Source organism: Nibrella saemangeumensis (assembly GCF_039541915.1).
In the GTDB taxonomy this organism is placed as follows: domain Bacteria; phylum Bacteroidota; class Bacteroidia; order Cytophagales; family Spirosomataceae; genus Nibrella; species Nibrella saemangeumensis.
The window spans coordinates 1-22,164 of sequence record NZ_BAABHD010000075.1 but is presented as its reverse complement, the minus strand read 5'-3'; the positions used below and the strand labels follow the sequence as shown (position 1 = coordinate 22,164).

The following is a 22,164-nucleotide window of genomic DNA, read 5'->3' as shown; positions in this document are numbered from 1 at the left end:
GTCTTAACCAGCACCGAGACGTCGGACCGCCCTGCTGGTTTTGAAAACTTTTATTTTTATTTTCGACGGGCCAGCATCCTTGCTGGCCCGAACTTTTTATGCTTACCCTCTTCATTGCCATCTACCTGCTATCCAACATTGCCGTTGGTGCCTGGGCAGCCCGGAAAGTAACTACGTCACAGGATTTTGTGCTGGCGGGCCGGCAGTTGCCGTTGGTGCTGGCCGCTTCGGCTACGTTTGCTACCTGGTTTGGTTCGGAAACGATCATGGGGGCACCGGCTATGTTTGTTGAGGGAGGTATTCCGGCCATTATTGAAGAGCCCTTTGGGTCAGCGTTATGTCTGTTTCTGGTGGGTGCTTTCTATGCCCGACCCTTGTACAGGCTCAATATTACCACCTTCTCCGATTACTTCAGCCGGCGATTTGGTCGCTCGGCTGAGTTGCTGTCGGCGATTATCGTCATTCCCTCCTATTTTAGCTGGATTGCCGCGCAGCTTATCGCTATTGGTATCGTACTAAACGTGGTTATGGGCCTACCCATGGCATACGGCATTATGGCCAGCGCCACCATTGTGATGATTTATACTATGCTGGGCGGCATGTGGTCAATCTCCGTCACCGACTTCATCCACAACATTATCATCATTATTGCCCTGCTGGTGCTGGCAGTCTCACTCTGGAATCAGGTTGGCGGCTGGGAAACCATTCAGCGACGCACGCCGGAGGGATTTTTCCGCTTTTATCCACATGGTTCTTTTAAAGAAATTTCGGGATATATAGCGGCCTGGTTTACTATAGGATTAGGTTCCATTCCGCAGCAGGACGTATTTCAGCGGGTCATGTCGGCCAAATCGGAGAATACAACGGTGCGGGCGTCCTACCTGGCATCTGGCCTGTACCTGACAGTGGCCGCGCTGCCCCTGTTCATTGCGTTAAGCGCCCGCTGGCTACACCCTGATCTGCCGGCCGATAACCAACTGCTCATTCCCAATATGGTTCTCCGGCACGGCAATCTCTTTTTACAGATTCTGTTTTTTGGTGCGCTTACCTCGGCTATTCTGAGCGTATCCAGCGGTGCGATACTTGCCCCGGCTACTGTATTTGGGGAAAATATTGTGAAATTCTTTCGGCCTGACATAAAGGACAGTACCCTGCTGTACATCATCCGGCTTGCCGTAGCCGCCATCTCCATCATCTGCGTTTGGATGTCAACAGCGCGGGAGATGAATATCTTTGAGTTGGTTGGGGAGTCCTCCGCCTTCAGTCTGGTTTCCTTATTTGTCCCGCTAACGGCCGGTATCTACTGGAAACGTGCCAATCTGACGGGTTGTCTGGCGTCCATTAGCCTCGGTTTCATAGTCTGGCTTATCTGCCTCTGGCTTGAAACCGAATTTCCGCCAATGCTGTACGGCCTACTGGCGAGTGCTGTAGGTATGATTGTGGGGAGTTTGGTTAATGTCCCGGCCAGCACCGAGACGTCCGGTCCGCCGGCGCGGGACCGCCCTGCTGGCCGGGACATGTAATATCATCCAAAAAACTGCTGATTTATCTTACCAATGTACTCCAGGTTGTTTCGGGTATTCAGCCAGCGCTGAATCTGCCGGCCGACGTTGGGATACATATTCAGGCTGTCTAATTCTGAAACGGGCATCCAGACTACGGCCAATGCCGTGGTATGTTCCGGATTGAGACCGGGGTCTCCTACTGTAATTTCACCGGTAAACACGACATGCAGTATATCATCCTTCGCCGTAGGCACCATGACTTCGCCGGCAAATGCAATAGGACCTACTTCTACATCCACACCTAATTCTTCCTGTAATTCGCGAATAACCGCTACATCTAAGGTCTCGCCCCGGTCCGGATTACCGCCGGGAAGTGCGTACACATCTTCGCCACCGTAGCGGTAGTGCATGACCAGAATCTTATTATCGCGCTGTATGAGCAGGGCAGGTCTTACTTTCATAGTAAATCTATTAACAAACCAAAAGCGCAGGAGTCTCTAAAACCGCGCCAGTACCTTCTCCGATACGGTCTGCCCAATCGATAACGACGAGGTGGCGGCCGGTGAAGGGGCATTGCAGACGTTGATGGCTTTGTCTGTTTCCAGAATAGCAAAGTCGTCGAGCAGGCCCCCGGTGCGGTCGCAGGCCTGGGCGCGCACGCCAGAGCCGCCATCTTCGAGGTCTGCTTCCTGAATTTCGGGTATTAGTTGCTGAAGGGCTTTTGTAAAGGCCGCTTTGGAAAACGAACGGTACATCTCACCCATGCCGGTTTGCCAGTATCGGCCAGCTACTTTTTGGAAACCTGGCCAGGTCAGCGTCTCGTACAGTTCTTTCAGATTTACATCTGACTTTCGGTATCCCTCCCGCTGAAACGCCAGCACAGCGTTCGGACCGGCTTCGACACCACCGTGTACCATGCGGGTAAAATGAACGCCCAGGAATGGGAAGTTTGGGTCGGGTACGGGGTAGATCAGGTGCTTGACCAGATATTCCCTATGCGGTCGAATTTTGAAATATTCACCACGAAACGGCACAATGCGGAGGTTAACTGGCTCCCGCTGTGTCAGTTGGGCAATTTTGTCGGAATACAGCCCGGCACAGTTTACCACCAGCTTGGTTTCGTAGGTGCCTCTATTCGTCACCACGATGGATAGGCTGTTGCCCGGCGTTACGTTCTCTACCCGTTCCCCCAGCCGCAACTCCCCGCCTAAAGCCTGGAACCGTTCGGCGTATTTTTCCGCCACCTGCTTGTAGTCGATAATGCCGGTTTGCGGCACCCGGATACCTTCAATACCAGTAACGTGCGGTTCTATCTCCCGCATTTCGGCTAAGGTCAGCTTTCTCAGGCCGGTAAGGCCATTCTGCTGGCCCCGCTCAAACAGCATGTTTAGCTGAGGCACTTCTTCCGGCCGGGTTGCCACCACAATTTTCCCGCACAATTCGTAGGGAACTCCTTCCCGATTGCAGAAATCAAGCAGCATGTGGTACCCCCGAATGCAGTTCGTGGCTTTCAGGCTGCCCGGTTTGTAATACAGGCCCGAGTGGATAACTCCGCTGTTGTGACCGGTCTGGTGACGAGCAACCGTCAGTTCTTTTTCAATTACTGTTACGGTGAGGCCGGGGCGCTGCTTTTTAAGCTGCAAGGCTGTGGCTAAGCCTACGATACCCCCGCCAATGATAATGACATTAGTCATTTTTGTCAGTTTTCAGACTATTTTGGAAATGATAGTTTACCCATGGTTACGGTGGGAACGCCCTGCCGGTCGCCGAATGAGGTATTTCCGCCGGCTACGGCTTCGTTGGCCAGCACGGCAAACAGAACGGCTTCCTTGGCGTCGCCGGAGATGCCTAAGTCATCGGTCCGGCTGAATTGACAATCCGGCAACAACTTCTGAATGGCATCGGTAAGCACCGGATTATGCATGCCGCCCCCGCTCATATAAACCTGATATTGTTCGTTACTGTCCAGTACCCGCTGAATGGCCTCGCCAATAGTCTCAGCACTGAAACGGGTCAGCGTGGCCACCAGGTCTTCCGGAGACAGCGAGGTGGTTTGGCTTCGCTGCTGCGCCAGCCGTACATAATCCAGGCTAAACAGTTCCGGGCCCGTTGTTTTCGGGAACGGACTGGTAAAGAACGGGTCCTTTTTCAGAGCCGCCAGTAAGTCGGTGTTTACCTTTCCGCTGGCGGCAATCTCTCCATCCACATCATAAGGCTTGCCGAATGATCGCCGGGTAAAGGTATCAATCAGCGTATTGCCCGGTCCTGTATCGGTCGTAAACACCTTATCCGCGTCCAGGTCGGCAGGCAGGTAGGTGAAGTTGGCAATACCGCCCATATTGAGCAGAATACGGTTCTCGCCTTTTTTTGAGAACACAAAGTAATCGCCGTAAACGGCCAGCGGAGCACCTTCGCCCCCGTGGGCGGTATGCTTTTGCCGGAAATCACTCAGGGTAATAATACCGGTCGTGGCCGCAATATGATCGCCGTCGCCGATTTGCAGCGTGGCATTGGGAAATTTTTCGAGCTTATGCAGAATTTTGGGGGCGTGGAAAACCGTTTGCCCGTGGCTGGCAACCAAATCAACCTCGTCCGGAGAGACGCCCCATTGGCTCAGACAATCCAGAATCATCCGGCCGTGTAGCTGACCAATCCAGGGGTTAAGCAAACAAAGATGCTGAAAATCGATTTCCTTCTTAGCAAAGACTTTACGGATTTCGGCTTTAATGTCGTCGCCGTACGGTATCGTAGCAAAGTGCGTCAGGGTGACGGATGTAGTACTACCGCTACCGGCAATACGGCATAGGGCAACGTCGAGGCCATCCAGCGATGTTCCTGACATCAATCCGATAATCCGGCGGTCCGGCCTGCCGGCCAACCTGTACAGTTTTTCTATTTGTGCGTTCATATACCCCACTTCCGAAGGGCAAAAATACCAAATTAGTTACTCGAAATACGTATGTGGTCAGGCGATGAGCAGTTCGCTTTCTTCGAAAATATCTTGTTTCTGGCCCTGGGCCACTCCGTCGAGGTTGTTGAAGCCCGGTTTCTCTCCGGGGGAGACATCAACACAGCCGCCCAGGTCTTTACCTCCGAGGGCCTATACTTTGCCAAATGGAACACCGCCGACAAGGCAGGTATGTTTGAGTCCGAAGCCCGGGGACTCGATTTATTGCGAAAGACAGAAGCCATTCATATTCCCAACGTAATTGGCTACGGGCAACAACATGATAAATCTTTTTTGTTGCTGGAGTATATCGACTCCGCTACGCCCCAACGCAATTACTGGGAGACGTTAGGCCATTCGCTGGCGGTAATCCATTCGCATACCCAGCCGACGTTTGGCCTCCACTTTAATAATTTTATTGGCTCTCTGCCGCAGGACAATACCCCCGGCACTAACGGCCCGGAGTTTTTCTTCCAGCAACGGCTGCTCCCTCAGGCAGGTATGGCGCTATACAAGGGCTTAATCGACAAAGACCTCTACGACCGTTTTTTTCGACTGCACCGTCATCTCCCTGATCTGCTCCCCAACGAGCGTCCGGCGCTGCTGCATGGCGACCTCTGGTCGAGCAACGTGATGGTAAACGAGGAAGGCGCTCCGGCCTTGATTGACCCGGCTGTGTATTATGGTTTCCGGGAAGCCGAGCTGGCCTTCACCAAACTGTTTGGTGGTTTTGAGCAACGGTTTTACGATGCCTATAATGAGACGTTCCCGCTCGAAGACGACTTTGAAGAACGGGTGCCCATTTATAACCTCTACCCGTTGCTGGTTCACGTAAACCTGTTCGGTAGCGGCTACGTCAGTGGGGTGGAGAAGGTACTGCGCCGGTTCTGAGGCCGACACCGAACAGATAATAAGTTTTTTGACAAGGTTGGCCCTCTATACGTAACTTGTTCTCTGCGCTGACGTCTGACACCTCAGCGACTACTTCATCAACCAACTTAAGATTATGAGCACCAACATGGAGCCTGTAAAGACGTACGCCCTGCCCGTGGGCGTCACCCTCGACCGCTATATCATGCGGAAGCAGAGCGACTTTTCGTTTGCCACCGGTGAACTATCGCAATTGTTACGGGATATAGCACTGGCCGGTAAAATCATCAACCGGGAGATTAACCGGGCTGGTCTCATCGATGTAACCGGCGCGTACGGAGCCAACAATGTACAGGGGGAATGCCAGCAAAAGCTGGATGTCATCGCCAATATCCGGTTCATCCGGGCCCTGAAGAACGGCGGAGAAGTCTGCGCCATCATTTCAGAAGAAGACGAGGAAATTATTTACACCGGCAACGACCACGCCAAGTACGTAGTTGCCATGGACCCGCTCGACGGCTCATCCAATATCGACGTAAACGTATCCATCGGCACCATCTTCTCCATCTACCGCCGGGTAACGCCCACAGGCACCCGCGCCACCATCGATGATTTTATGCAGGGGGGCCGCAAGCAGGTAGCCGCCGGCTATATCCTGTACGGCTCCTCTACCATGCTCGTCTACACGACCGGTCACGGCATAAGCGGCTTTACCTACGACCATTCGCTCGGCGAGTTTTTCCTGTCCCATGCCGAAATCAATAGTCCGGTCACCGGCACCATTTACTCCTGCAACGAAGGTAACTACCCCATGTTCCCAGCCGCCGTGCGTGACTATGTCGATAGCTGCCGGCAAAAAAACTTCATGGCCCGGTACATCGGCTCCCTCGTGGCCGACTTTCACCGTAATATGATCAAAGGCGGTATCTACCTCTACCCACCCACCGAAAAGACCCCCAAAGGTAAATTGCGGCTGCTGTACGAATGTTTCCCGCTCGCCTTCCTGGCCGAGCAGGCCGGCGGCCGGGCCTCCGACGGCTTCCGCGACATCCTCGACATTGAACCCACCAATCTTCACCAGCGCACTCCCCTCTACATTGGTGCGCGGCAGTTGGTAGAGGAGTTGCTGGGGTAAATCCCACTGCTAAAAACCCTACCTTTGCACTATGGAAATCACTTCGTTTGACGATTTTAAGCTGAACCGGCAATTGCTGAATGCGGTAGCGGACGCGGGTTATACTGAGCCGACACCTATTCAGCAAAAAGCTATTCCGCTGGTGCTGGGTAACCACGATGTACTGGGGATTGCCCAGACGGGAACGGGCAAAACAGCCGCTTATGTGTTGCCTCTGCTGATGAAAGTGAAATATGCGCAGGGGGAAAAGCCCAGGGCGCTCATTCTGGCTCCGACCCGTGAACTGGTGATGCAGATTGACCAGGCCATTGGTGAGCTGGGGAAATATACCGATTTGCGGCATCTGGCGCTCTACGGCGGTCTTGGCCCCAAAACCCAGATAGAAACCTTACAGAAAGGCGTCGATATTCTGGTGGCCACACCGGGCCGCTTTCTGGACCTTTACCGGATGGGTGAGATTGCAACTAAAGACATCCGGACAATGGTGCTGGACGAGGCCGACAAAATGATGGATATGGGGTTTATGCACCAGATCCGCAGCATTCTGGAGATAATACCGGTTAAGCGGCAGAATTTGCTCTTTTCTGCCACGTTTCCGGAAAAGGTAGAGCGGCTGTCGGCCGAGTTTCTGGAAGCGCCCGTGCGGGTTGAGGTAACCCCTCAGGCATCAACGGCCGATATGGTCAGTCAGAAGTTATATGAAGTACCTAACTTCCGGACGAAAATAAACCTGCTGGCGCATCTGATTAGCCATGAAGCCTTTATCCGCGTCATTGTTTTTGCGCGCAGCAAACAAAACGCCGAAAACATTTATCGATTTCTGGCCAGGAAAGTCGTCGCCGAAGACGGCATCAAAGTTATCCACGCCAATAAAGGCCAGAATACCCGGATTAACGCCATGGAGGCATTTAAGGAGGGTAACATCCGGGTACTGGTCGCTACGGATGTTGCCGCCAGGGGGATTGATGTTGCAGAAGTCAGCCATGTGATTAACTTTGACGTCCCGCTGATCTATGAAGATTACGTTCACCGGATTGGCAGGACCGGTCGGGCAAACCGTACTGGGGAGGCTATAACGTTTCTGACGGCACCGGAAGAATACCATATCAGGAAGATTGAGAAAATAATCCGGATGAAGATCCCACGGGAGCCAGTTCCGGAAGGCGTGGAGGTTACAGCGACACCGTTTGATGAGCAGCAGGCGATGCTGCGGGAAATTGACGAGCAGCGTAAAAAAGAGGACCCAACGTTTCAGGGAGCCTTTCACGAGAAAAAATCGCATCCGGGCGCGGACACCAAAAGTAAGACTCCGGGTAAATCCAGAGCTGCCGGCGATAGACCGAAAGCCGCTTCTACCGGTCCCAAGTCCGGCAACCGTCGTACCAAGCCCCGCAATGGACGCAGGTAATTTTGGGATAATGCACTAATTTACTGGTCTATTCGTTCTAACGGAACAGAGTAGTATATGTCCAGAATGAGCATTCGGATTTTCCCCAATGTGGTATCGTCAGTTACCGCCCGGTATCTGCTGTGCGGTTTTACACTATTGCCTTTTCTGACGCAGGCTCAGCCGGTTCAGAAATCGTTTACACAGGCTGAAAACAAGCAATTGATCACATCGGCGCGTACGGCCGATACCGCAGTAAAAGGCAAACCGGTTGAATCGCCGGCTATTTCAACGGCACCGGCTGCCCCGCAGGTGACTACGGCCGCCCACGTGCTGCCGCTCTTCGGCGAGCGTGCCAAAACAGCCGAGCAGATTGGTCGTGATATCCAATTCCTCAATGAGTGTGACCAGAATTTTAGCAGCCGCCACGAAGCCAGCCAGTTTTTCTCCGCCCGTGGCTGGGACTATTTATCCGAAGGTCAGTTAGACACAGCCGCCTACCGCTTTAACCTGGCGTGGCTGCTGAACGAAAAAAACTCAGATTCCTATTGGGGCCTGGGAGTAGTAAGCTACCAGCGAAATGATCTGGGGCAGGCCGTGCGGATGCTGAAAAAAGGATTGGATGTTGCCGACACCAATGTAGTGCTGATGACCGACCTGGCTACGGTTCAGATTCGGCTGTACCAGGAAAAGCAGGATTTGAACGAGTTGAACGATGCCGAATCGCTCCTGCAGAAATCGCTTACCATCGTACCGAATAACCCAAGTGCACTTATTAAATTGGCGCTGGTGAACTACGAACGGGCTGAGTACGCCAAAGCCTGGGACTACTTCCACAAAGCCCGCGTTCAGGATATGTCGGTAATTGACCTAACCTTCTTAAACGAGCTTCTTAGTAAGCAGCCCGACCCCCAGGGAGTATTTAAGTAAGCAGTGGGCAGTCTTCAGTAGGCAGCCATTGTCAACGACAATTTATGAGCAATAAAATGAGCCGGACTATTTTCATAGTCCGGCTCGTGTTTTTCCTATCTATTGCAACCTGCCTACTCTAATTATCTGTCTCTTCTTCCTCAACCGCAGTTGTAGTCTTCTCTTTCGGTCTCTCGTAGACCATTTTGCCTTTTTCGTCCCACTCACTGATAACGTAAGGCTCAAAATCAGTGTCCCAGCGGTCGCGACCGTACTGCATCAACTTCCTACGCATCCGGCGCTGAGGGTTGGGGTAATATTCGGTCCAGCGGCCCACTTTTATGCCATTGTCGTAGGTACCGTCAACAGCGATTTGGCCGTTCTCGTGAAAGGCCATGTAACGGCCCTTCGTCTGGCCGTACTCAATGGGAATGATTTCCTTAATCTTCGTATGGGCAGAATCGTAGTAGGTGATGCGCGATTCTGCCGGGAAACCCCGGTACCAATTGATTTTATCCAGCAGCATGAACTTCTGGTCATACTTTTCCCAGCGGCCGTCTTTCGTACCGGCATAATAATAACCCTCTTCAACGAGATTACCAGCCTGGTACCGTTTATAGGGACCGTGAAGCAGTTGCGCCTGCGATTTGTCTTTAATGACCGAACTCGTCACCCGTCGACCTTTAGAGTCGTACCAGAAAATCTCCCGCGCATACGGGTTCGGATCCTGGTAAGTTTTCAACACATGAAATTCTTCAATGATAGCCCGGTCACCGCTGCCGTATTTGGTCGATGCCTTCACCATCGGTAAGCCAGCATAGTCTGTTTTCGAGACTTTCTTCTTCGGCATCTTTTTGCTGGCCTCCTTCATCCGCTTTATCTTCAGGCCGAGGTCAGGTAATGCACCGGAAAACAGGTCGTTGATATTGTTTCCCTTAGTGCCGGTGGGCGCTAAAACTGGTTTTTCGCTGGTAGTAAAGGAAGCAGGAGCCGAGGTTGTCGACGCCGAGGTTGTCTGTGCCGAAGCCCCGTTGTATAACAATATCGGCGAAAGCAAAAGCAAAAAAGGTATTCTGGCCATACAGGCAAACGATTGGTACGCAAAGAGTGTTAGTTTTGCAACGCTGAAGAGCGCCGTTTAGTATCCTAAAATTAACGCTAAATCACGGCATTTGCACTGATACAGAGTGGAAAAGCAATCTAAAATATACATCGCGGGCCACCGGGGAATGGTGGGTTCTGCTATCGTTCGCCGGTTGAAAGCCGAAGGTTTCGACAATATCATTACCCGTACCTCATCCGAACTGGACCTTCGCCAGCAAGCTGACGTAGCCGAGTTTTTTGCGCAGGAGAAACCGGATTACGTATTTCTGGCGGCCGCGAAAGTAGGCGGTATCTGGGCTAACAACATCTACCGAGCCGAGTTTCTGTACGATAACCTGATGATTGAAGCCAATATTATCCAGGCGGCTCATCAGTCAAACGTAGAGAAGCTAATGTTTTTGGGCTCTTCTTGTATTTACCCGAAGATGGCCCCTCAGCCGCTGAAAGAAGATTCGCTGCTGACCGGTCTTCTGGAGCCAACCAATGAGCCCTATGCCATTGCCAAAATCGCGGGGATTAAACTCTGTGAAGCTTACCGGAGCCAGTACGGCAGTAACTTTATTTCGGTGATGCCGACCAACCTTTACGGTCCAAACGATAATTACGACCTGCAAAACTCACACGTACTGCCGGCACTCATCCGGAAATTCCACGAGGCTAAAGTCAACAGCCAGCCGTATGTCGAAGTCTGGGGCACGGGTTCACCCCGCCGGGAGTTCCTGCACGCCGACGACCTGGCCGATGCCTGCGTTTTCCTCATGAAGAACTACAACGACGCGCCGTTTGTCAACATCGGCACGGGCGAAGACACCACCATCCAGGAACTGGCCGAACAGATAAAAGAAACCGTTGGCTTTGAGGGCGAACTTCGCTGGAACACCGACAAACCAGACGGTACCCCCCGCAAACTCATGGACGTTTCCCGGCTCCACGCCATGGGCTGGCGTCACCGCATCGAATTGAAAGAAGGTCTGGAAAAGACATACCAGGATTTCCTGGCCAATGAGCTGTCTTACGTCGAGTAGGCAAGTTGCAGTAGGCAGATAAAAAGAGCCACCAGTTGCTTTTCAAGTCTGCCTACTGTAAACTGCCCACTAAATCTTCTTCGCCGGGTTACCGAATACGGTAGCGTTGGCATCTACATTCTCCACCACGACCGAACCTGCGCCGATGCGGGCGTTTTTACCGATGGTTACCCCGGCTATTATGGTAACACCGGTGCCAATAAAGGCTCCATCTTCTACTTTTACGCCACTGTTGATAACAGATCCGGTACCGACCTGCACGTAGTCACCGAGTTCAACATTGCTTTCAATAACTGCACTCGATTGAATAATGCAATGCTGGCCAACGGTGGCAAATGGATTGATAACAGCGCGGGCGGCTATCAGATTACCGTGGCCGATGCTGGCTAACGTTGATACCACCGCAGTATCATGCACGGCATTGACGGGCTGTACATGCCGGCGGTCATTCAGCATCTTCACGAGCCGCTTGCGAACCCGCGCATCGCCAATCGCAACGCAGGCTTCGCATTTCTGCCCAATGAGCCTCAGAAAACCATCGTCGTCGGTTTCACCCAGCACCGAAATAGCTCCATACTCTTTCCCGTGCAGCTCTTTGTTGTCGTCCAGAAAACCGTAGACCACTACCTGATTACGATGAAAAATATCAAGAGCCGTGACGCCCAAATTACCGGCTCCAAAAATCAGAACGGGATTCTCCATGTAAAGCTATTTGTTAAGTAAGTGTAAATAAACCAGCTCTAAGCGAACGAAGCGCCCTACTGGCAGAATAACCTCCTGCTTTGAATAGCAACTGAGGCTTTATACTCAACTGCCAACTTATCGTGTGACTTTTATCACTGAAATTGCCTGCTCAATTTCTGAACTTTGCATTAACTAAAACAAAGCCTTGCTTAGTTGATGAAGTAAACTTTGTATTGCCTGCCTGAGTAATAACCAAATTACGTACACCGGCAATAAGCTAACTCTGCAAAGATTTACAAAGTTGCATTACTGATCAGGTAATCTGATGAAAGGGTAGGCATTTTAACGTTTAAACGATGAAAGTCATGCTTAAGAACTGGGATATAATGCGAATTGTCCGGCTAGTGGCTGGTACAGTTATTCTTTGGACTGCCTACACAGACAGTCAGCCGCTGCTGGGGCTGTTAGGTGCCTTTTTACTGATTCAGGCTGTGCTCAACGTAGGTTGTGGTCCGGCCGGCTGTCGTGTACCTGAATTAGGAAAGCAGTCGGTCAGTGAGTCGGCCAAGGATTCGGTAAAAGACGTCAGGTATGAAGAATTATAATAACCGGACCTGAACAGCCACTACTGTGACGTTCGTCACAGTAGCCGGAATTGCCCTACCGTATCTTTGTACTATAAGAGGCCCTGGATAGTCCAGCGCTTTAATGAAGATAAGCCCAAGAGTTTTTCGTATGAAAATCGAGCAGTTTAAAGATAAAGGATTAGCCCATTACTCGTATGCGATTTTAAGCGAGTGTCAGCAAGAAATTGTTTTGGTAGACCCGGCCCGTGACCCGCAGCCTTACTATGATTATGCTAAGGCTAACGGTGCCCGAATTGTTGGCGTCATCGAAACGCACCCTCACGCTGATTTTGTCAGCTCCCACCTGGAAATCCACCAGACCACCGGAGCCACTATTTATGCGCATAGCCTGGTCGGAGCCGATTACCCGCATAAAGCCTTTGACGAAGGTGCAGAGATTCAAATAGGAAAGATTAAGCTGAAATCAATACATACGCCTGGCCATTCTCCCGACGGCATCAGCGTTGTGCTGGAACATGACGGGAAAGCTAACGCTGTATTTACCGGCGATACCCTATTTATCGGGGATGTAGGCCGGCCGGACCTGCGTGAAAATGCGGGTAAGACAACGGCCAAACGGGAGCAACTCGCCCGCCAGTTGTACCATAGCACTCGTGAGAAACTCATGAAACTAGCGGATGACGTATGGGTGTACCCGGCACACGGGGCCGGATCGCTGTGTGGTAAAGGATTAAGTGAAGACAACCGAAGTACTATTGGTAGAGAGAAGATTGGTAATTATGCGTTGCAGTCGATGAGCGAGGCCGAGTTTGTCAAACTGATGTTGGAAGACCAGCCGTTTATACCTAAATACTTTGAGTATAATGTTGCGGTCAACAAACAGGGAGCACCAGCTTTTCAGGTCAGTATAGAAGGGGTTAAAATACTCGGCAGCAACTATACGCCTGAAGAAGGCGCCCTTATTATCGACGGCCGGGATCAGCTGACATTCAAGCGCGGACACCTGAAGAACGCTATTAATATTCAGGAGGGTGACAAATTTGAAACCTGGCTGGGCAGTATCGTAGCGCCAGGGGAACCTTATTACCTGGTTGCCGACAACGAGGAAAAACTCAGCAGCCTGATTACCAAGGCAGCTAAGATTGGGTATGAGAGCTTTATCAGGGGAGCCTTCGTCATCGACGGCACAATTGATGAAGTGATCAACCCAACGATTGACCTGAATGCGTTTAAGCAGGCCCCTGATCGCTACACCATTATCGATGTGCGAAACGAATCGGAAGTGGATGGGCAAACCTTTTTTTCCAATGCGATTAACATTCCACTGCCCCAACTTCGTGAGCGGACCGGAGAAGTTCCAACTCACAAACCGGTGGTGGTACACTGCGCCGGTGGGTACCGCTCAGCGGCCGGAACCAGCATCGTAGCAGCGGCTTTGCCGGGAGTGAAAGTCCTCGACCTAAGTGAAGCCGTTAATCAGTTTAAATAAATAGCGATAGAAAAAGTAGCCGACGCGGCAACGCCTGTGTCGGCTACTTTTTTTGCCGTAAAACGGTTATGTTATATAGAATCTTACCCTCAGATAAGTCACGGAATGGAAAGCATAGCGAAAACTACCCTACAACAGCAATTTCCCCAACTGGAGCCCTTGCTGGCCGAGGAGATTGCTAATCAGAGTACACTCCGGCAATTGAAAGAAGGCGACGAGGCCCTGCGAACCGGCCAGTATATCCGGTCAACCGTCCTGGTGCTGAGCGGGTTGCTGAAAGTATACCGGGAAGATGAGGAAGGTAACGAGTTTCTGATGTACTATCTGGAACCGGGTAGTGCCTGCGCCCTGTCGATCATGTGTACCGCCCGCAGCGAGAAAAGTCAGGTTATGATGAAAGCCGTTGAGGACTCAGAAGTCATCCTGATTCCAGCCCACCTGACCGAAGCTTGGCTGGCTAAGTATAAAAGCTGGCATAACTTCGTCATTGCTTCGTACCGCCAGCGATTCGAAGAACTGCTGCAAACGCTGGACAGCGTAGCCTTCAAGAGCCTGGATCAGCGACTTTTGTTCTACCTCAAACGTCATATTAAGGTAAGTGGCCCCGACATCAAGCTATCCCATCAGCAGATCGCCTACGAACTGAACAGTTCCCGTGAAGTAATATCGCGGCTGCTTAAAAAGCTGGAACAACGAGGGGCCATTACTCTGCACCGCAACTCCATTGAAGTACATAACCTGGATAGTGTGTAAGATATCAACTTATGTGACCAAGGTCACGGAACCTGTAAGATTATCTGGCGAACTTTGCTTAAGTAAATGAGTAAACAGTTTACAAACGAAAACAGTAAACCCATGCTAAACTTTTTTAAATCTGCTCCCAAAAAATTTGAGAGTCTTGAGGGAAAGGGCTTCAAAAGTCTTTATCAGCAGAGTCAGAATGCCGAGTTACTGGATGTGCGCACAGCGAGTGAGTTTGCCTCTGGAACAATTCCGGGCGCCAGAAATCTGGACATTACCTCCGGTGAGCTTGGGGCCGCCCTTCCCACCCTGGATAAGAATAAAGACTATTTTGTATTCTGTCGGAGCGGCAGTCGCTCTGGTATGGCCTGTCAACTGCTGGGCGAGCAGGGCTTTAAGGCTTACAACCTGGCTGGGGGCGTTGGAACCTGGCCCAAGTAAATCTGATAAGCAAATTTCAATATGCAGCGGCCCTGACCGGTATTATGGAGCGTTCTGTAATTCCCGCTGATGCCGAAACGTATTTTGGCATCAGCGGGAATTCGGCGCTTCTTTCAATTAATGAAACCGTTTGTTTAGAACCCAAGAGAGGAGCCTGGCCGGTCAGTTTGCTATGCCCCTCTCACCATATCAACAAATTCCTTGATTCGTTCAGCCGTAGCGGGGCCGTGCTGCAGGTGGCGGATAAAGGCGCTGCCCACAATGGCTCCGTTGGCGTACTGGCAGGCTGTCTGGAACGTCTCGTTGTCTTTAATACCAAAGCCAATCAGTCGCGGATTTCTCAGGTTCATAGCCTGAATGCGGTTGAAGTAGGCCACCATGGTATCGGTAACGCCCGTCTGCGAACCGGTGATACTAGCCGAGGATACCATGTAGATAAATCCTTCAGAGACTTCATCAATCAGACTGATACGCTTTTCGGCGGTCTGCGGTGTAATCAGGAAAATGTTTTGCAGACCGTATAGGCGGAAGGTGGGCTCGTATTCTGCCCGGTAGAGGTCTAGCGGCAGGTCGGGCAGGATTACGCCATCTACGCCTACTTCGTTACACTTCCGGCAGAAGGCTTCAACGCCAAATTGCAGAATGGGATTAATATACCCCATCAGCAGAATAGGCACATCAATTTCGCTGCGACAGCCCTGCAACTGCTCAAACAGCAGCTTCAGCGACATGCCGTTATCCAGCGCCTGCATGTTGCTCTGCTGGATGGTTTCACCGTCGGCAACGGGGTCAGAGTACGGCATTCCGATTTCCACAATATCTACCCCGGCAGCCTGTAGTCCCCGAAGGATAGGCATGGTATCGTCTAGCTGGGGAAAGCCGGCGGTGAAGTAAATATTCAATACCTCCTCGCGCCTGCGATTGAAGAGGTTAGTAATTCTGTTTTTGATAAGAGGCTCCTGAATCATACCCGTACAACGGATTTCAAAACCGTTTTACAAACCGTTTTACGCATTAATATACTTCGTATACGTGCTGAGGTCTTTATCACCCCGGCCTGAGAGGCAGATGACTACTATGTCATTTGGCTGTAAGCCTAATTTAGGTAGTACCGCCAGCGCGTGAGCTGATTCGAGGGCGGGAATGATACCTTCCAGACGGCTTAGTTCCATGGCACCCCGTACCGCTTCTTCGTCGGTAATGGCCCAGAACTCACCCCGGCCGCTGTCGAACAGATGCGCGTGCAGCGGACCAATACCCGGATAATCCAGACCAGCCGAAATTGAATAGGGTTCGGTTACCTGACCATCTTCGGTTTGCATGAGAATCGTGCGGCTGCCGTGTAGTACACCCGGCTTACCCAGTGCCGTAGTGGCAGCTGAATGACCGGTTGCTACACCCATACCAGCCGCTTCAACAGCAACTAATTTCACCGATGGCTCATTCAAGTAATGGAAGAACGCTCCGGCGGCATTACTGCCTCCCCCTACGCAGGCGACTACGTAATCGGGGTTGGGCCGGCCTATTTTATCAGTAAGTTGTTTCTTAATCTCCTCCGAAATAACCGATTGGAAACGCGCCACCATATCGGGGTATGGGTGCGGTCCTACCACCGAGCCAATTATGTAGTGCGTATCAACCGGGTTGTTAATCCAGTGCCGCATGGCTTCGTTGGTAGCATCTTTCAGCGTCTGGCTGCCCGATGTAGCGGGTACTACGGTAGCGCCCAGCATCCGCATCCGGTCGACATTCGGCTTCTGCCGCTCCATGTCGATTTGACCCATATACACGATGCATTCCAGACCCATCAGCGCGCATACAGTAGCCGTGGCTACGCCATGCTGGCCTGCTCCGGTTTCAGCAACGATGCGCTGCTTACCCAGGCGCTTGGCGACCAGAATCTGCCCAATGGTATTGTTGATTTTATGTGCGCCGGTATGACAAAGGTCCTCGCGCTTCAGATAGATTGTCGTATTCAGTTGCTCCGACAGCCGACGGGCCAGGAACAGGGGGGTAGGCCTTCCGACATAATCGACCAGCAAGGCCTGGAACTCGGCCTGAAATGCCGGCTCATTTATGATTTGGAGATAGTTTTCCCGCAGTTCCTCCACATTCGGGTACAACATCTCCGGTATAAATGCTCCTCCGAAATGCCCGTAGAAGCCTTTATTATCTACCTCAAACGAGGTTTCTTTTAGTACCTCCTCCATTGTCAAACGCTATTCAGAAAAGTGAATATTAGCACACACGGCAGGTTTTGCCGTTCTTTCGGTTACGCTATGTTGTACGCTGTTTAAGCCACTTCTTCGCGCTCAACGGGCTTTACCCGCTTGATAAGGGCACTCACCTTATCGACGTCTTTATAGCCGGCTACCAGTTCTACCTGACTGTTTACGTCGATGCCGTACAGTTTCAGGTGCTTCAGTTGCTCCAATGCGTCTAGATTGTCGGGACCGATACCTCCGCTTAGGAAGAAAGGTTTCTCGTTGTCGTAGCGATTCAGCAGCTTCCAGTCAAACCGAACGCCATTACCCCCCGGCTGGTCTCCCTTTGCGTCGAACAAAAAGAAGTCACAGAAAAGTTTGTAGTTGTTCAGCATACTGAAATTGAAAGAAGAATCGACTGTAAACGCTTTGATGATGCTAATACCCTTGTTGCGCAGGTTCCGACAGAAGTCCGGGGTTTCGGTACCGTGCAGCTGAACGTACTGCAGGTCGTACTTCTTTACAGTCCGAAGAATGTAATCGGGACTGGCGTTGACAAATACGCCCACCTTTTTGATAGAACGGGGTAACGCTTTCACCGCGTCTACATCCAAATCTTCGCCCACGTACCGGGGAGATTTGTCGTAGAAGATAAACCCGATGAAATCGGGGCCCAGAGCCGCAACCTGTTTCAGGTTCTCTGCATCACGCATGCCGCATACTTTTACTTTCATAGCGTATGATTGTTTGTGAAGGAAGGAGTTTGCCGTCTTAAATCAGCCACCAGACCGGCCAAGGCATCCGCCGGGGAAGGTGTTCGCATAAACGCTTCGCCAATGAGGAAGCCCTGATAACCGGCTTCCCGCAACATAAGCATCGTGGCAGCATCCTGCAGGCCACTTTCCGTAACACGAACAAACGTATCGGGTATGCGTTCCGCCAGCCGCAGCGATGTATCGACGGACGTTACGAACGTTTTCAAGTTACGGTTGTTCACTCCTACCAAATCCACCGTATCGGTAAGCGTGCGGTCCAGTTCTTCCTCATCATGTACTTCGAGCAGGACTTCAAGACCTAAATCATGCGCTGTGCGGCTCAGGCTGGATACCTCCTCCGGCGACAGACAGGCTGCGATGAGCAGAATCAGGTCGGCGCCCCAGGCTTTGGCCTCCAGCAGTTGGTAAGGGTCAATGATAAAATCTTTACGAAGAATGGGCGTAGCCGGATTTGCCTGCCGGGCAGCGAGCAAATCATCAGGTGTTCCGCCAAAATAAGGCTCATCCGTCAGCACCGATAAGCAGGCCGCTCCGGCGCGTACATAGCCCTGCGTAGTGTCTGCTACGGACACCGATGCATTGATGATACCTTTTGAAGGGGATTTACGCTTGAATTCGGCAATGATACCCGTCGAGTCGGAGGCAGAAATAGCTTGTCTGGCCGACAGGGGAGTACGCTTGAATGAAGGACGCTGTTCCAGTTCCCGCGCCGATGTACCTGCCCGACGCTGGGCTACTTCAATTTTCTTTTGCTGGACAATCTGCTCTAAAATGTTCATTCGCTCGTTCAACGCTCCAGTTACGACGGGCGGTTACGCCACTAATTTTTTGAAGCTGGCCAAAGCCCGCTTGCTTTCCAGTGATTCACGGGCCATTGCGATAGCTTCCTCTTTGGTTGCCGCTCGCTCAGACGCCAGCAGGGCCATTGCCGCATTGGCGAGTACGGCCTGCTTTTGTGCCGGAGTTGCTATATCATTCAGCACGTTCATGAATATACGCGCCGAATCTTCTACCGACTCTCCACCCGATAACTCCTCCGGTTGTAACCTGTTAAAACCTAACTGATTAGGCTCCAATAACTGCTCCGTCCGATTGGTAATTATCTTAAATGCTCCGGTAAGCGAGACCTCATCATAACCATCCAGGGTATGGAGGATCATAAACTGCTTATCCGTTTGCTGATAAAGATAAGCATATAATCTGGCTAATTCAAGACTAAACACCCCTACGAGCTGTTTTTGAGGCATTGAGGGGTTAATCATGGGGCCTAGTACATTGAAAAACGTCTTTACACCCAGCTCTTTTCGAATAGGTGCGACGTTCTTCATGGCCGGGTGAAACAGCGGTGCATGGAGAAAACAAATCCATGCTTCGTCAATTTTGCGCTGCAATTCTCCGATGTCATTTGTGAACCGGTGGCCCAGATACTCCATCACTGTAGACGAACCGCACAGGGATGATACACCATGATTTCCATGCTTTGCCACCCGCTGACCAGCACCCGCTACCACAAAGGCTGACAGCGTCGAAATATTGAACGTGTCTTTACCATCTCCGCCGGTGCCACACAGGTCCATCGCGTCGTAAGCAGCCAAATCAACTGGCAGGCACAATTCGAGCATGGCATCCCGGAAGCCTTCCAGCTCTTCTAACCGTACCGGACGCATCATATACACAGTCAGAAACGAGGCAATCTGTGAGGAATTATACTCGCCCCGTCCGATACCCAGCAATACTTGTTTAGCCTGTTCTTTGGTAAGCGACTTATACTCAAAAAGGAGATTTAGGATTTCTTTCATATTTGTCTCAGCCAGCATCCTTGCTGGCTTATTTTGTTTTCAAAGATTATGAAGCCAGCAGGGCGGTCCCGCCCCGGCGTACCGGACGTCTCGGTGCTGGCTAAGACACTAAGCCTCCAGCCAATTTACCAGCATCTGCGCCCCATTTTGCGTCAACACCGACTCTGGATGAAACTGTAAGCCTTTAACGTCGTACTTCGTATGCGAAAGCCCCATCACCTCCCCATTCTCATCTACTACCGTAATTTTCAAATCAGGCGGCATGGAGTCTGCTGCCAAGGTCCAGGAATGATATCGGCCTACCAGTAGCTCCTCAGGAAGACCTTTAAAAATCCGGTCGCTTTGGTCGGTGATATACGCCTTGTGCGCAACGCCATGGAGTACATCATCCATATTCTCCAGCTTCGCCCCAAACACTTCGCCGATGCCCTGGTGACCCAGGCAAATACCTAAAATGCTTTTCTCCGGCGCATAGGTAGCTATTACCTCCTGCATAATACCGGCTTCAGACGGAATGCCGGGGCCAGGAGAAAGTAAAATTTTGTCGTACTGTGCCACGTCTTCCAGTGCAATTTTGTCATTCCTGAAGACATCTGGTTTATGTCCCAACTCACGCAGGATATACACTAGGTTGTAGGTAAAGGAATCGTAATTATCTAATACCAGCAGTTTCATAGCTTCTTCGTATTACAAGGTTTTTGCCTGCTCAATCGCCGTCCGAAGAGCCGCCAGTTTGTTATGTACTTCCTGCGATTCGCTATCCACCACCGACTTCGCCACAATACCGGCTCCAGCCTGGTAAAAGAGCGTATTATCCTTACTCATGAAGGTACGAATCATGATAGCCTGGTTGAATTCCCCATCGAAACCCATATAGCCAATACAACCCGAATAGAAGCCGCGACTAATATTTTCGTAACGGTCAATCAACTGCATAGCCATATGCTTGGGAGCGCCGGAGAGAGTACCAGCCGGGAAGGTCTCCGCAACGATTTGGAGTGGGTCAGCCTCGGCATTTAAATCACCCACTACTTTTGAAACAAGGTGGATAACGTGTGAATAAAACTGCACCTCCTTAAACGTCTCCACTTTAACCACATCACAGTTCCGGCTAAGGTCATTTCGGGCCAAATCCACTAACATCACGTGCTCGGCTGACTCCTTGGGGTCGTTGTACAACTTCTGCGCTAATTCAGCATCGGCCGCATCATCACCCGACCGGCGGAAGGTACCAGCAATGGGGTATATAGTTGCTTTCCGGTCTTTAATGACAATCTGCGATTCTGGTGAAGAGCCAAATAGTTTAAAGCTGCCGTAATCGAAGTAAAACAGGTAAGGGGAAGGATTCAGCGAGCGAAGGGCGCGGTAAACATTGAACTCATCACCGATAAATGGAGTGGAGAAACGACGGGAGAGAACTATCTGAAAAACATCCCCACGCTTGCAGTGGTCTTTACCTTTCTGAATGACTGCCTTGTACTCCTCATCCGTAAAGTTCGATTGTTCCTGACCAGCCGTGTTGAAGGAGTAAGTAGCGTAGTTGCGGCTGGTGATTAAAGAGCTTATGTACTCGATATTGCTCTCCGGTTGCCCTTCGCCCTCTTTAGTGTAACTATGCTCAAAGAGATATAATTCGTCTTTAAAATGATTAATGGCAACTACATACCGGTAAACCTGAAATACAATAGCGGGAATATTATTTTCTTCAGGAGTATGGGCCGTTAAGGTGATGTCCTCAAAGCTTTCAACCGATGGAAAACCAAAATAGCCAAACAGTCCATTTGTGATAAAAGGGAAATTCAGCTTCTCGTGATAAAAACTGTCTTTAAACTGTTGGAGAGCCTGTCGTACTTCTTCTTTATTGACAGTCTGAATTTGTTGTTCTTCTCCAGGCAGTTTGACACTTAGGATCTGGTTGTTGTATTCAAAGCGGGCGACCGGATCAAAACAAACGTACGAGAAGCTATTTTCGTTACCATGGTAGTCAGAACTTTCCAGCAGGATGCTATTTAAAAAGCGGTCTCGTATGCGCAGGTATATACTAACCGGCGTAATGATATCTGCCAGCATTCGCTTGTAACGGCTGCTGACTGTGTAGACTGAGGTTTTGGTAAGCGTTTGAGGTTCCATATACAACTGAGATTAAGCGCAAAAAATAAGGCCTACTGGAATGACAGTAGGCCTTTAATACGTATAAGGTATATACAAAAAGGTGGCACTGCTCATCCCGCGAGAGAAGAACGCCACCACCAAATCATATTTACTGTAGACAAGTTCACGTACTATATAAGTTTTGTCGGGGTGAGAGGATTCGAACCTCCGGCCTCTACGTCCCGAACGTAGCGCGCTACCAGGCTGCGCTACACCCCGAATTGCCCTGCAAATATAATCGCAGAAAGAGTATTTGCAAAAGAGATTAGCTAAAAATGAAAGCCGACCAACTCTACTAAAATAATAACCGGCTAAAACAGCAAGAGCCGATCGGTGAGGATCGGCTCTTGGTTGTAAATAGATGAGGTGGCAGCTACCTACTCTCCCACCGGTGAAGGCAGTACCATCGG

At 50.9% G+C, this 22,164-nt stretch carries 22 protein-coding genes and 1 tRNA gene; 10 read left to right on the top strand and 13 right to left on the bottom strand.

Annotation, left to right across the window (positions count from 1 at the left end):
- Nucleotides 1–98: 98 nt before the first annotated feature.
- A complete protein-coding gene (locus ABD949_RS21170) occupies nt 99–1,523 on the top strand; it encodes a high affinity choline transporter 1 (RefSeq protein ID WP_345246753.1) in 1,425 nt (474 codons plus the stop codon).
- A 2-nt stretch (nt 1,524–1,525) separates the two neighbouring features.
- Here the strand turns inward: ABD949_RS21170 and ABD949_RS21165 are convergent, their stop codons facing one another.
- Genes ABD949_RS21165 through ABD949_RS21155 form a run of 3 tightly spaced genes read right to left on the bottom strand, consistent with a single transcriptional unit; the run spans nt 1,526 to nt 4,413 of the window.
- Nucleotides 1,526–1,966, bottom strand: a complete 441-nt coding sequence (locus tag ABD949_RS21165; protein WP_345246751.1) for an NUDIX domain-containing protein — start codon at nt 1,964–1,966, stop codon at nt 1,526–1,528.
- Between the two features lie 36 nt (nt 1,967–2,002).
- Nucleotides 2,003–3,199, bottom strand: a complete 1,197-nt coding sequence (gene lhgO / locus ABD949_RS21160) for an L-2-hydroxyglutarate oxidase (RefSeq protein WP_345246749.1) — start codon at nt 3,197–3,199, stop codon at nt 2,003–2,005.
- Between the two features lie 17 nt (nt 3,200–3,216).
- Nucleotides 3,217–4,413 carry an anhydro-N-acetylmuramic acid kinase gene (locus tag ABD949_RS21155; protein WP_345246747.1) on the bottom strand — a complete coding sequence of 399 codons (1,197 nt, stop codon included), beginning with the start codon at nt 4,411–4,413 and terminating at the stop codon, nt 3,217–3,219.
- A gap of 45 nt (nt 4,414–4,458) precedes the next feature.
- On the opposite strand from ABD949_RS21155, the gene ABD949_RS21150 reads away from it, so the two are divergent.
- From ABD949_RS21150 to ABD949_RS21135, 4 genes are all read left to right on the top strand, one after another.
- Nucleotides 4,459–5,343 carry a fructosamine kinase family protein gene (locus tag ABD949_RS21150; protein WP_425576789.1) on the top strand — a complete coding sequence of 295 codons (885 nt, stop codon included), beginning with the start codon at nt 4,459–4,461 and terminating at the stop codon, nt 5,341–5,343.
- A gap of 115 nt (nt 5,344–5,458) precedes the next feature.
- Nucleotides 5,459–6,457 (top strand): class 1 fructose-bisphosphatase, encoded by a 999-nt coding sequence (gene fbp, locus ABD949_RS21145; protein WP_345246743.1) that lies wholly within the window; start codon nt 5,459–5,461, stop codon nt 6,455–6,457.
- Nucleotides 6,458–6,488: 31 nt separating this feature from the next.
- On the top strand, nt 6,489–7,865 hold the full coding sequence (locus ABD949_RS21140) for a DEAD/DEAH box helicase (protein ID WP_345246741.1): 1,377 nt from the start codon (nt 6,489–6,491) through the stop codon (nt 7,863–7,865).
- A 57-nt stretch (nt 7,866–7,922) separates the two neighbouring features.
- Entirely contained in the window at nt 7,923–8,774 is an 852-nt protein-coding gene (locus ABD949_RS21135) for a tetratricopeptide repeat protein (protein WP_345246739.1), read from the top strand.
- 118 nt (nt 8,775–8,892) lie between these two features.
- Here the strand turns inward: ABD949_RS21135 and ABD949_RS21130 are convergent, their stop codons facing one another.
- Nucleotides 8,893–9,834: a toxin-antitoxin system YwqK family antitoxin gene (locus tag ABD949_RS21130; RefSeq protein ID WP_345246737.1), complete on the bottom strand. Its 942-nt coding sequence runs from the start codon at nt 9,832–9,834 to the stop codon at nt 8,893–8,895.
- A 106-nt stretch (nt 9,835–9,940) separates the two neighbouring features.
- Here ABD949_RS21130 and fcl point away from each other — a divergent pair, with 106 nt between their 5' ends.
- Nucleotides 9,941–10,882 (top strand): GDP-L-fucose synthase, encoded by a 942-nt coding sequence (gene fcl / locus ABD949_RS21125; RefSeq protein WP_345246734.1) that lies wholly within the window; start codon nt 9,941–9,943, stop codon nt 10,880–10,882.
- A gap of 69 nt (nt 10,883–10,951) precedes the next feature.
- Here fcl and ABD949_RS21120 read toward each other — a convergent pair whose 3' ends face one another.
- Nucleotides 10,952–11,584 carry an acetyltransferase gene (locus ABD949_RS21120; RefSeq protein WP_345246732.1) on the bottom strand — a complete coding sequence of 211 codons (633 nt, stop codon included), beginning with the start codon at nt 11,582–11,584 and terminating at the stop codon, nt 10,952–10,954.
- A 347-nt stretch (nt 11,585–11,931) separates the two neighbouring features.
- On the opposite strand from ABD949_RS21120, the gene ABD949_RS21115 reads away from it, so the two are divergent.
- The 4 genes from ABD949_RS21115 (at nt 11,932) to ABD949_RS21100 (ending at nt 14,824) form a co-directional block, all read left to right on the top strand.
- The gene (locus ABD949_RS21115; RefSeq protein WP_345246730.1) at nt 11,932–12,171 is read left to right on the top strand and encodes a hypothetical protein; all 240 of its coding nucleotides are present in this window, start codon (nt 11,932–11,934) and stop codon (nt 12,169–12,171) included.
- Between the two features lie 130 nt (nt 12,172–12,301).
- Nucleotides 12,302–13,642 (top strand): MBL fold metallo-hydrolase, encoded by a 1,341-nt coding sequence (locus ABD949_RS21110; RefSeq protein ID WP_345246728.1) that lies wholly within the window; start codon nt 12,302–12,304, stop codon nt 13,640–13,642.
- A 105-nt stretch (nt 13,643–13,747) separates the two neighbouring features.
- Nucleotides 13,748–14,395 (top strand): Crp/Fnr family transcriptional regulator, encoded by a 648-nt coding sequence (locus ABD949_RS21105; RefSeq protein WP_345246726.1) that lies wholly within the window; start codon nt 13,748–13,750, stop codon nt 14,393–14,395.
- A 102-nt stretch (nt 14,396–14,497) separates the two neighbouring features.
- Nucleotides 14,498–14,824: a rhodanese-like domain-containing protein gene (locus ABD949_RS21100; protein ID WP_345246724.1), complete on the top strand. Its 327-nt coding sequence runs from the start codon at nt 14,498–14,500 to the stop codon at nt 14,822–14,824.
- A 170-nt stretch (nt 14,825–14,994) separates the two neighbouring features.
- On the opposite strand, the gene trpA is transcribed toward ABD949_RS21100, so the two are convergent.
- The 8 genes from trpA to ABD949_RS21060 all read right to left on the bottom strand — a co-directional run bounded on the left by trpA (nt 14,995) and on the right by ABD949_RS21060 (nt 21,973).
- The gene (trpA, locus tag ABD949_RS21095; RefSeq protein WP_345246721.1) at nt 14,995–15,792 is read right to left on the bottom strand and encodes a tryptophan synthase subunit alpha; all 798 of its coding nucleotides are present in this window, start codon (nt 15,790–15,792) and stop codon (nt 14,995–14,997) included.
- A 39-nt stretch (nt 15,793–15,831) separates the two neighbouring features.
- Nucleotides 15,832–17,034 (bottom strand): tryptophan synthase subunit beta, encoded by a 1,203-nt coding sequence (trpB, locus tag ABD949_RS21090; RefSeq protein WP_345246719.1) that lies wholly within the window; start codon nt 17,032–17,034, stop codon nt 15,832–15,834.
- Between the two features lie 83 nt (nt 17,035–17,117).
- Complete coding sequence (locus tag ABD949_RS21085; protein ID WP_345246717.1) at nt 17,118–17,762, bottom strand: phosphoribosylanthranilate isomerase; 645 nt, start codon at nt 17,760–17,762, stop codon at nt 17,118–17,120.
- Nucleotides 17,759–18,583, bottom strand: a complete 825-nt coding sequence (gene trpC, locus ABD949_RS21080) for an indole-3-glycerol phosphate synthase TrpC (RefSeq protein WP_345246715.1) — start codon at nt 18,581–18,583, stop codon at nt 17,759–17,761. Before trpC ends, ABD949_RS21085 begins: the two co-directional genes overlap by 4 nt.
- Nucleotides 18,584–18,616: 33 nt before the next feature.
- Nucleotides 18,617–19,603, bottom strand: a complete 987-nt coding sequence (gene trpD / locus ABD949_RS21075) for an anthranilate phosphoribosyltransferase (protein ID WP_345246713.1) — start codon at nt 19,601–19,603, stop codon at nt 18,617–18,619.
- A 108-nt stretch (nt 19,604–19,711) separates the two neighbouring features.
- On the bottom strand, nt 19,712–20,278 hold the full coding sequence (locus tag ABD949_RS21070; protein WP_345246711.1) for an anthranilate synthase component II: 567 nt from the start codon (nt 20,276–20,278) through the stop codon (nt 19,712–19,714).
- Nucleotides 20,279–20,290: 12 nt separating this feature from the next.
- Complete coding sequence (locus tag ABD949_RS21065) at nt 20,291–21,733, bottom strand: anthranilate synthase component I family protein (protein ID WP_345246708.1); 1,443 nt, start codon at nt 21,731–21,733, stop codon at nt 20,291–20,293.
- Between the two features lie 166 nt (nt 21,734–21,899).
- A tRNA-Pro gene (locus ABD949_RS21060) sits at nt 21,900–21,973 on the bottom strand.
- Nucleotides 21,974–22,164: the final 191 nt, after the last annotated feature.

Excerpts from the sequence above, each read along its gene's own strand:
- ABD949_RS21170 (WP_345246753.1), top strand. The coding sequence starts at position 99 with ATGCTTACCCTCTTCATTGCCATCTACCTGCTATCCAACATTGCCGTT.
- ABD949_RS21165 (WP_345246751.1), bottom strand. The coding sequence starts at position 1,966 with ATGAAAGTAAGACCTGCCCTGCTCATACAGCGCGATAATAAGATTCTG.
- lhgO (WP_345246749.1), bottom strand. The coding sequence starts at position 3,199 with ATGACTAATGTCATTATCATTGGCGGGGGTATCGTAGGCTTAGCCACA.
- ABD949_RS21155 (WP_345246747.1), bottom strand. The coding sequence starts at position 4,413 with ATGAACGCACAAATAGAAAAACTGTACAGGTTGGCCGGCAGGCCGGAC.
- fbp (WP_345246743.1), top strand. The coding sequence starts at position 5,459 with ATGAGCACCAACATGGAGCCTGTAAAGACGTACGCCCTGCCCGTGGGC.
- ABD949_RS21140 (WP_345246741.1), top strand. The coding sequence starts at position 6,489 with ATGGAAATCACTTCGTTTGACGATTTTAAGCTGAACCGGCAATTGCTG.
- ABD949_RS21135 (WP_345246739.1), top strand. The coding sequence starts at position 7,923 with ATGTCCAGAATGAGCATTCGGATTTTCCCCAATGTGGTATCGTCAGTT.
- ABD949_RS21130 (WP_345246737.1), bottom strand. The coding sequence starts at position 9,834 with ATGGCCAGAATACCTTTTTTGCTTTTGCTTTCGCCGATATTGTTATAC.
- ABD949_RS21120 (WP_345246732.1), bottom strand. The coding sequence starts at position 11,584 with ATGGAGAATCCCGTTCTGATTTTTGGAGCCGGTAATTTGGGCGTCACG.
- ABD949_RS21115 (WP_345246730.1), top strand. The coding sequence starts at position 11,932 with ATGCTTAAGAACTGGGATATAATGCGAATTGTCCGGCTAGTGGCTGGT.
- ABD949_RS21110 (WP_345246728.1), top strand. The coding sequence starts at position 12,302 with ATGAAAATCGAGCAGTTTAAAGATAAAGGATTAGCCCATTACTCGTAT.
- ABD949_RS21105 (WP_345246726.1), top strand. The coding sequence starts at position 13,748 with ATGGAAAGCATAGCGAAAACTACCCTACAACAGCAATTTCCCCAACTG.
- ABD949_RS21100 (WP_345246724.1), top strand. The coding sequence starts at position 14,498 with ATGCTAAACTTTTTTAAATCTGCTCCCAAAAAATTTGAGAGTCTTGAG.
- trpA (WP_345246721.1), bottom strand. The coding sequence starts at position 15,792 with ATGATTCAGGAGCCTCTTATCAAAAACAGAATTACTAACCTCTTCAAT.
- trpB (WP_345246719.1), bottom strand. The coding sequence starts at position 17,034 with ATGGAGGAGGTACTAAAAGAAACCTCGTTTGAGGTAGATAATAAAGGC.
- ABD949_RS21085 (WP_345246717.1), bottom strand. The coding sequence starts at position 17,762 with ATGAAAGTAAAAGTATGCGGCATGCGTGATGCAGAGAACCTGAAACAG.
- trpC (WP_345246715.1), bottom strand. The coding sequence starts at position 18,583 with ATGAACATTTTAGAGCAGATTGTCCAGCAAAAGAAAATTGAAGTAGCC.
- trpD (WP_345246713.1), bottom strand. The coding sequence starts at position 19,603 with ATGAAAGAAATCCTAAATCTCCTTTTTGAGTATAAGTCGCTTACCAAA.
- ABD949_RS21070 (WP_345246711.1), bottom strand. The coding sequence starts at position 20,278 with ATGAAACTGCTGGTATTAGATAATTACGATTCCTTTACCTACAACCTA.
- ABD949_RS21065 (WP_345246708.1), bottom strand. The coding sequence starts at position 21,733 with ATGGAACCTCAAACGCTTACCAAAACCTCAGTCTACACAGTCAGCAGC.